We start from the raw sequence: 6,902 nt of genomic DNA, 5'->3' as shown, positions 1-6,902 counted from the left end.
CCGGCAAGCTGCCCTCGGCCGACTGACCCCCGTCGAATTCGAGACCGTCATGACCACACCGGCCCTCCAGGCCGCGTGACTCAACCTGTCACCCGAACCTGCATCAGACCCCACCTCGTCACGATGGGCTTGCAGCGACGAAGACTCAACTCCTCTCACGGGTCGGAGAGCTTCGCCAGCTAGCTGGCGCTCGCAGCCGTCAGCGTGGAGATTGCCGCCAGAACCCGTGCGACATCCTTGAGGGAGGCGAGTACGAGATCGGCCCCGGCCGAATTCAGCTCGGCTGCCGTGGTCTTACCTGATGCGATGCCGATAACAGGGACGCCGCCTTCGAGGCCAGTTCGGACGTCCTCCAGGGAGTCACCGATGATCACTGTGTTCGAGCGAGTGAAGACTGTTCCGTACTTGGCCTGGGCGCGCTTCTGGGCGATAGCGACGAGCGCCGGGCGGTGGGGGTCGTCGGAGGCGAATCCGCCGATCTCGGTGTCGAGGAGGCCGTCGATGTCGAAGGCTGCGAGCTTGAGCACGGCGTTCGGCTTGAGGTTCCCGGTCACGGCGGTCGGAATCAAGCCGGGGTGATCGTGCACCGCTCGCAGCGCGGCGGCGGCTCCTGGCATGAGGACGCCCTGTGCGCGCAGATCCTCCGCATGTGCTGCGAGGTGGACCGGCAGGAGATCCACCATGCGCGGCAGCAGACCGTCGACCTCGGCTTCCGGCACTCCGTTATCGACAAGGAGCGATCGGATCGCCAGCGGCATGGTGACGCCGGTGCCGCGGGCCGGGAGGTGTTCCGCCGGGCGGCCGACGACCTCGGCGAAGGTCTCGCGGTAGACCTGCCGGTCGATGTCCCCGACATACAGCAACGTGCGGTCGATGTCCCACAGCACGAGCACCTGCTGGGCCTCGGTCACGTTCAGCTCCTTGCACCGTCACGAGAGTGGCACGGTCGTTCCGCTGATAGCGGCCCGGCCCTACCCGAAGGGCCGGACCTGGGAGACTAGGGATCATGACCGACCGTCGACCGCTCTCGCTGCCCGCCTTCTCCGAGCCCGCTTCCGACGCTCCCGTACCCGCCCAGGCGGGTGGGCGCCGGCTGATGCCGGTCGAGCAGGGCGCCGACTTCCGCCAGCCGCCCGGCGAGACCGAGCCCGAGCCCGCACCCGCCCCGGCCCGACGTCCGCTCGCCCCCGGCGGCCTCACCTTCTCAGACCCGGACCGCCATATCTGAGCGCTGCCACCACGGGTTGCGCCACGTCCAGGACCAGCTCACCACCTAGCCCCACCGCCCCGTGTGCCAGCGCCTCCACCTGGACAGTGGTCGTAGCCGGCCCGGCTCCCGCCTCGGATACCGTGTTCCTCTACGGGGTGCCATAACGGATGTGACGCCCCCCACCGGAGGTAGTCAGCGTATGAGTTCAAAGCGCAGCAAGAATCCAGCCCTGCCCGTACTTGACGACGCATTTCGACTCGCGTCGGTCAAGGACGCCGAAGAGTCCACCCGTGACTTGGCCGCGCGGCTGGCCACCACCGAGCTGCGCCGCGTTTCCCACCCGGGCCGGGTCACCTGGGAGCCCACCGATCAGGCCGAGCCCCTTTCGGTCCCGCCGACTGTGGTCGACGGTGACGGGGACCTGTGGCTGCGGGACCGGGGCACTGGCACCTGGACCATGCCCGAGTTCAACCCGAAGGAGTTCCCGGCCCGCTGTGGCGAGGTTCTGACGTGGAACCAGCTTGCCCGCGAGTTCGGCCCGCTTACCGCACTGGCCGACGATCGCCGCATCGGCGGCGGCCGGCGCTGACCGCGCAGCCTTCTGGGATGACCGCGCCCCTGAAGCGCCCGTTACGGGTGGGTACGGGCGCTTGGCGAGCGGAGTGGCCGCGAGAGCCGGAGACAGCGCCAGAGCGCGGGCCTCGCGCCACACATAGTGGTAGGCGGTGTAGCTGAGGATGCCGCCGCGTTCGCTGAAGAACAGCCGGCCGTCGTCGGCCGTGCCGAACGTGGTGACGCTCTCGTGCCGGAGTGTCACCAGCTGCGGTGGGGGCGGCACCACGCGAGTCTCGCCGGGCGGGCGGTTCTTCAGTTCGCGTCCGTCGTGATAACGCCCAGTGTCGGTCCACGGCTTGCCTGCCTGCGGCAGGGTGCGGTGCACGATCAGCCGCCCCCAGCCGTTCCTCGGCAGGCGGCAGTCTGGCAGCGCCACCGCGATCGTCTCCTCCGGGCGCAGGCCCGCGTAGTACATGCCCGCGAACAGCCCGACCAGCCGGCGGCCACGGCCCGCCGGTATCCGCCGACATAGGAGATAGCGGTCAGCAGATCGCGCGCCTGGTGGGGGTTTGAGATTCGCGGCTGGCGGCCAAATGGGTGGATCCCGCTGGAGAGTATCGGTCCTGCATTCACCCTGGCCCGCGACCTCCTTCTAACGTGCCGCTGTGTCAATTTTGGAATCCCTTCCTGGTTACTCGGGCCGCAACAGCCCCGAGCGGGAGTCGGAGGTGCTGCTCAGCCTCGTGGCTTCCGGGTTGAGCAGCCTCTCGGGCTGGTGGGGGCAGGTCGATCGGCGCCGTCCGTACGACGACCGGCTGCAGCTTGGGCTGGATCGGCTTGCAGTGGCTTGTGCCCGGCAGGGGCTGGAGGCGCCGGTGGGGGTCGCGGATCTTGTCTGTTCGTGGTGCGCTGGGAGGCCGATGCGGGACTGGCCTCTCGTGTTCGATCCGGATGCCCAGGCCGACGGCGAGTTGCTACTGATCGATGGTGTCCCGAGTGAGTTCTGCCGGGAGTGGGTGCGTGCGACCCGTGACTTGGTGGCCGATGTTCATGAGAGCGCACTGGTAAATCACGTGAAGGACGTGGCCAGGGCGCTGGGCCGGCCCGAGTTGTATGCGCACTGGCGGATGCTGCTGACCAAGAAGTCGGTCTTGTCGGCCCCAGAGATGATTCGGCAGCGCAACCGGTTCCTTGACGTTCCGTCCTGGGCGGTGTGGCTCGACGAGTCGTACGAGCCAGTCCCTTCCGAAGGCACGGTTGATGGCTGGATCGCGGTGTGCCCGAGGTGCCGCCAGTGGATGTCGCGGGACGGTGGTGAAGGATGGGTGTGTCCGAGCTGGCGGTGTGCCGGGCACCGCTACGGTTCCATTCCCAGCATGAGGGATGCGGAGGGGGCGTACCGCCTGCGGGGGGACCTCGTAGGCTATATCGCTCTGCCTGGCCAGGCAGAGCTGCGGCTCGCCGAGGGGCTGGCGGCGCGTGGGGCTCGGGTCGTGGTCTCGCCGGGGTACGACGCGCTGGACACCGTGGCGACCTGGCCGGGTGGCTTCGCGATCGGTGTGGACGTGAAGGACTGGAGGAATCCCTTCCTCCTCGCCCGGAAGATCAAGAAGTTTCCGGAGTGGTCCGGGAACCACCCGTACGCCTACGACAAGGGGTTCGTGGCGGTTCCGCAGGATCGGACGCGAGGCAGGCAGGAGTACTTGCGCATCCTGCGCAAGCACAGCACGGCTCTCCAGGCCCAACCTCACGTCCAGGCCATCACCATCGAGGACTTGATCCAGCAGTGCCCTGACCTCGGCGCATCTGGGGTGGTCACCTGTGGCCCGTGATCGTTCCGAGTGGCGGCGGAAGCTGGTGAAGCGGCTGGGGAAGGCCGCGCAGGAAGCCGGTGCGAGCGAGGCAGAGCTGCGACGTGCGCTGACCGTGGAGTTCGGCCTGTACGCGCTATCGGTCTGGGCTCCTCAGGCTGCCGCTCGGGATGTGTGGGCTCTGCTGAAGGGGTTCGACTTCAGGCCTGGCGAGGGCGGCGCTCCGGCGATGAACAGTTCGGTGCGCTGGCTGATCGGGGAGCTCAAAAAGGATCAGGACTGGTACGAGGCCCTCGAAGCGTATGGGGAGTTTCCAGAGCATCTGCGGCTTTTCATCGTCAAGGATTCCGGTTGTCCGCCGGTGCAGCGTGAATTGTCCGACGGATGGGAGCGGCTCGCGGCGTACGCCGAGGCGCTGGCCCGTGCCCCAGAGCACAGGCGCGAGCCGGTACGGCTGGCGGAGCCGGAGACCACGTACACGTTCAGTGCGGATGGCACCCGGCACCGCGTGCGTCTTCCCAGGTGGCTCGTGCCCTCCCCATGCGCAGGCCACGCTGGCCTGCGCCGTCGACGGCAGATGAAGTTCAACTGGGCCTCCCTGCTGGCGACCGCCAGGAAGATGGACGCGGTGGATGCGGCAGCGGGACGCCACTGCAATTGGTACGGACGGATCCGGGACCTTCAACTGCATCTTCGCGGGCCTCGTGGCCTTCGGCCGGCGCGACGGCTGCACATCGAGGACGTACTGCACCTGGTGGGTATGCCGGCGGTCGGCAAGACCACGTTGCTGACTGTGCTGGCCGTGTGGGCGGCCGGGCACCGGTACACGATGACGCTGGTGCTGGGCGACGTGATCGCAATGCTGAACATGGTGGGCGACCTGAACCGCTATGCACCAAGCTCGGCGGCCCCGATCCTCGGCGCGTCGACGCGCGGTCAGCATCTGCGCCAGCTGCACCGGCCACCGGACCCGACGACGGTCGGAGTGGAGCTGCTGCGGGACGATCGGCTTCGTTGGGTGTCGACGGCCTGCCCGATGCAAGGGACGCTGCCGGACCTTACGGCCCCGTTGGCCCTGGGGGACGCGCCGTGCTTCGGGCGGCTGGAGCTTGTCCAGGATGACCAGGCCACGTCGAAGGAGAGGGCCATTCGGGGACGGTGTGCGTGCCCGCTGTTCTACGCGTGCGGGCGGCACGAGGCGGCACGCGCGCTGGTCGATGCCCCGATCTGGGTGGCCACGGCACCGAGCCTGCTGCACTGCCGTGTGCCGGCGCAGTTGACCGACGAGTCGAAGCGGTACCTTGAGCTGGCTCATGAACGCAGTGACGTCTTCGCCTTCGACGAGGCGGATCGCGTGCAGATCCAGCTGGACGAGATCTTCAGCCCGTCCCAGACGCTGGCAGGCCCTGGCAAGGACGCGTACCTCGATGAGGTCCGTCCGCTGTTCGAGCAGCACAACCGGGCCAACCATGGCAAGCATCTCACGACCAGTTCGACGGTCCGCCAGTGGTCGATCTCGATCAACTCCGCCGGCATGCTCGTAGCCCGCCTCCGAGCCTTGCTGGGAGAGCATCGGCACGTGCGGGAATGGCTGCGCGAGGGCTACTTCAACGAGTGGCGATTGGGTGTGCAGCTTGCCGTCGAGATTTCCAGGCGGCCGCCGAAGGAGGCGGAGGGCGCCGAAGGGCGGCCGCGCTGGAAGGTCGACGAGGAGCTGTTCGCCCGGTGGCGGTCGGTTCTGCGTCAGTGGCTGACCGACCCTGGTGGGCTCTACCAGGGCAGTGACCCTAGGGTCGCTGCCCTGAGCGAGATCTCTGCTCGTGGATACGACGACACCGGCCACATCACGCAGCAGCTGATGGACTGGCTGTGCCAGGACTGCGACGTCATCGTCGCCGACGGCGAGCCACGCCGTCGTCTGGCCATTCGTTTCCAGGTCGCCATGACGGTCGCCCTGTTGGCCAAGCAGCTCGACCACCTGACCCGGTACAGCTGGGAGGTGGAGAGCGAGACTGGCGCGGAAGGCATGTCCTCCAGCTTGGTGCACCGCCCGCCGGCCGAGTATCTGCCGCTGGTGCCCGAGAGCCCCATGGGGAACTTGCTGGGCTTCCAGTACCGGGAAGATGAGCACGCGCCTACTGACCAGTTGGGCACGCTCAGCTTCTTCCGCTGCAGTGGGATCGGCCGGTGGTTGCTGCTCAGCCTTCCGCATCTGTTCGGCGGCTCGGCTGACGGGCAGCCTCGCCCTGGGGTGCTGCTGCTGTCGGCGACCAGCTGGGCGGGGACCTCTCCGCGCTACGACGTCCAGGTGCCGGTGGCCGGCATTCTTACCTCCCACGCCGCCGAAGCCGTCCCCGTCGACCAGCGCATCGAGTGCTTCTACCTGCCCTCTATCAGCAAGGGTCCCGACGGCCGCTCCTACGAGCGCAAGGTCTCAGGAAAGCTCGGCGACAAACGCACCGCCGCCCTCTCCGACATCCTCGTCGACTTCTGCACGGCCCAGCCCGGCCCGCGCGGAGTGCGGCCCAGCACGCTTGAACGAATCAGGGACGACCTTGAACCCGGCCGTCACCGGCTGCTGCTCCTGGTAGGGAACTACCAGGAAGCGAAGCTGGCGCACCGCAAGCTGGTGGAACTGCGGCCCGAGTGGGCGGGCCAGATCATGCACATGGTTCCGGACGACGACCGGGGCACCCATCACTGGGACCACGGCTCGCTCGCCCGCAGCAGGGTGTCCACGCTCGCCAGCCACCAGGATGTCTGGATCCTGATCACGCCCATGCTTGCCATCGAGCGCGGCCACAACATCCTCAACGACGATCACGTCGCCGCGCTCGGAGCGGCCCTGTATCTGGTGCGCCCGCATCTGCATCCCGAGGACCTCGGCTACCACATCGAGTCCATGAACCGGTGGGGTGTGGAGGAGATCCGCAATGGGATGCCGTCCGCGGGCTTGCCGGACGCGACGCTGGGAGAGCGTGCAGAGATGTTTCAGCGCATCGCCCACCGCCGGTGGGCGGACCGGCTGGAAGAACCGGTGCGCTACGCCCTCACCGGAGCGCTTGAGCGGCGTGCGATGGACTGGACGAACATCCCTCCGCTCAACCAGATCGCCGGCCGCATGCTCCGTGGCGCGGCCCGGGCCCGGATCTACTTCTGCGACGGAGCCTTCGCTCCGCGCAGCGATGACAGCATCCTCCTGGGCATGTACCGGGCTCTGGAGGAGGCGATGTCGGGGCCGCATGCCGAGATCGCCACCCCCCTCTACCTCCCGCTCAAGCACGGCCTGCACAACCTCTTGGAGCAATACCGTGGCGATGTATGAC

The 6,902-nt window shown here is 67.9% G+C and carries 5 protein-coding genes; 3 read left to right on the top strand and 2 right to left on the bottom strand.

Annotated elements, in window-relative coordinates; genetic code table 11:
- Positions 1-179: 179 nt before the first annotated feature.
- Positions 180-911: an HAD family hydrolase gene (locus ACEPPI_RS24410; RefSeq protein ID WP_373917393.1), complete on the bottom strand. Its 732-nt coding sequence runs from the start codon at positions 909-911 to the stop codon at positions 180-182.
- Positions 912-1,006: 95 nt separating this feature from the next.
- On the opposite strand from ACEPPI_RS24410, the gene ACEPPI_RS24405 reads away from it, so the two are divergent.
- Positions 1,007-1,228 carry a hypothetical protein gene (locus ACEPPI_RS24405; protein ID WP_283454507.1) on the top strand — a complete coding sequence of 74 codons (222 nt, stop codon included), beginning with the start codon at positions 1,007-1,009 and terminating at the stop codon, positions 1,226-1,228.
- Between the two features lie 187 nt (positions 1,229-1,415).
- Here ACEPPI_RS24405 and ACEPPI_RS24400 read toward each other — a convergent pair whose 3' ends face one another.
- Positions 1,416-2,240 carry a hypothetical protein gene (locus ACEPPI_RS24400; protein WP_373917392.1) on the bottom strand — a complete coding sequence of 275 codons (825 nt, stop codon included), beginning with the start codon at positions 2,238-2,240 and terminating at the stop codon, positions 1,416-1,418.
- A 190-nt stretch (positions 2,241-2,430) separates the two neighbouring features.
- Here ACEPPI_RS24400 and ACEPPI_RS24395 point away from each other — a divergent pair, with 190 nt between their 5' ends.
- Both ACEPPI_RS24395 and ACEPPI_RS24390 read left to right on the top strand, forming a co-directional pair.
- Positions 2,431-3,597 carry a hypothetical protein gene (locus ACEPPI_RS24395; RefSeq protein WP_373917391.1) on the top strand — a complete coding sequence of 389 codons (1,167 nt, stop codon included), beginning with the start codon at positions 2,431-2,433 and terminating at the stop codon, positions 3,595-3,597.
- Entirely contained in the window at positions 3,587-6,901 is a 3,315-nt protein-coding gene (locus tag ACEPPI_RS24390; RefSeq protein WP_373917390.1) for a hypothetical protein, read from the top strand. Before ACEPPI_RS24395 ends, ACEPPI_RS24390 begins: the two co-directional genes overlap by 11 nt.
- The last annotated feature ends 1 nt before the right edge of the window (position 6,902 follow it).

The organism is Streptomyces sp. AB3(2024) (genome assembly GCF_041862025.1).
Classification (GTDB): domain Bacteria; phylum Actinomycetota; class Actinomycetes; order Streptomycetales; family Streptomycetaceae; genus Streptomyces.
This window is presented reverse-complemented; position numbering and strand designations above follow the sequence as displayed.

Excerpts from the sequence above, each read along its gene's own strand:
- ACEPPI_RS24405 (WP_283454507.1), top strand. The coding sequence starts at position 1,007 with ATGACCGACCGTCGACCGCTCTCGCTGCCCGCCTTCTCCGAGCCCGCT.
- ACEPPI_RS24400 (WP_373917392.1), bottom strand. The coding sequence starts at position 2,240 with ATGTACTACGCGGGCCTGCGCCCGGAGGAGACGATCGCGGTGGCGCTG.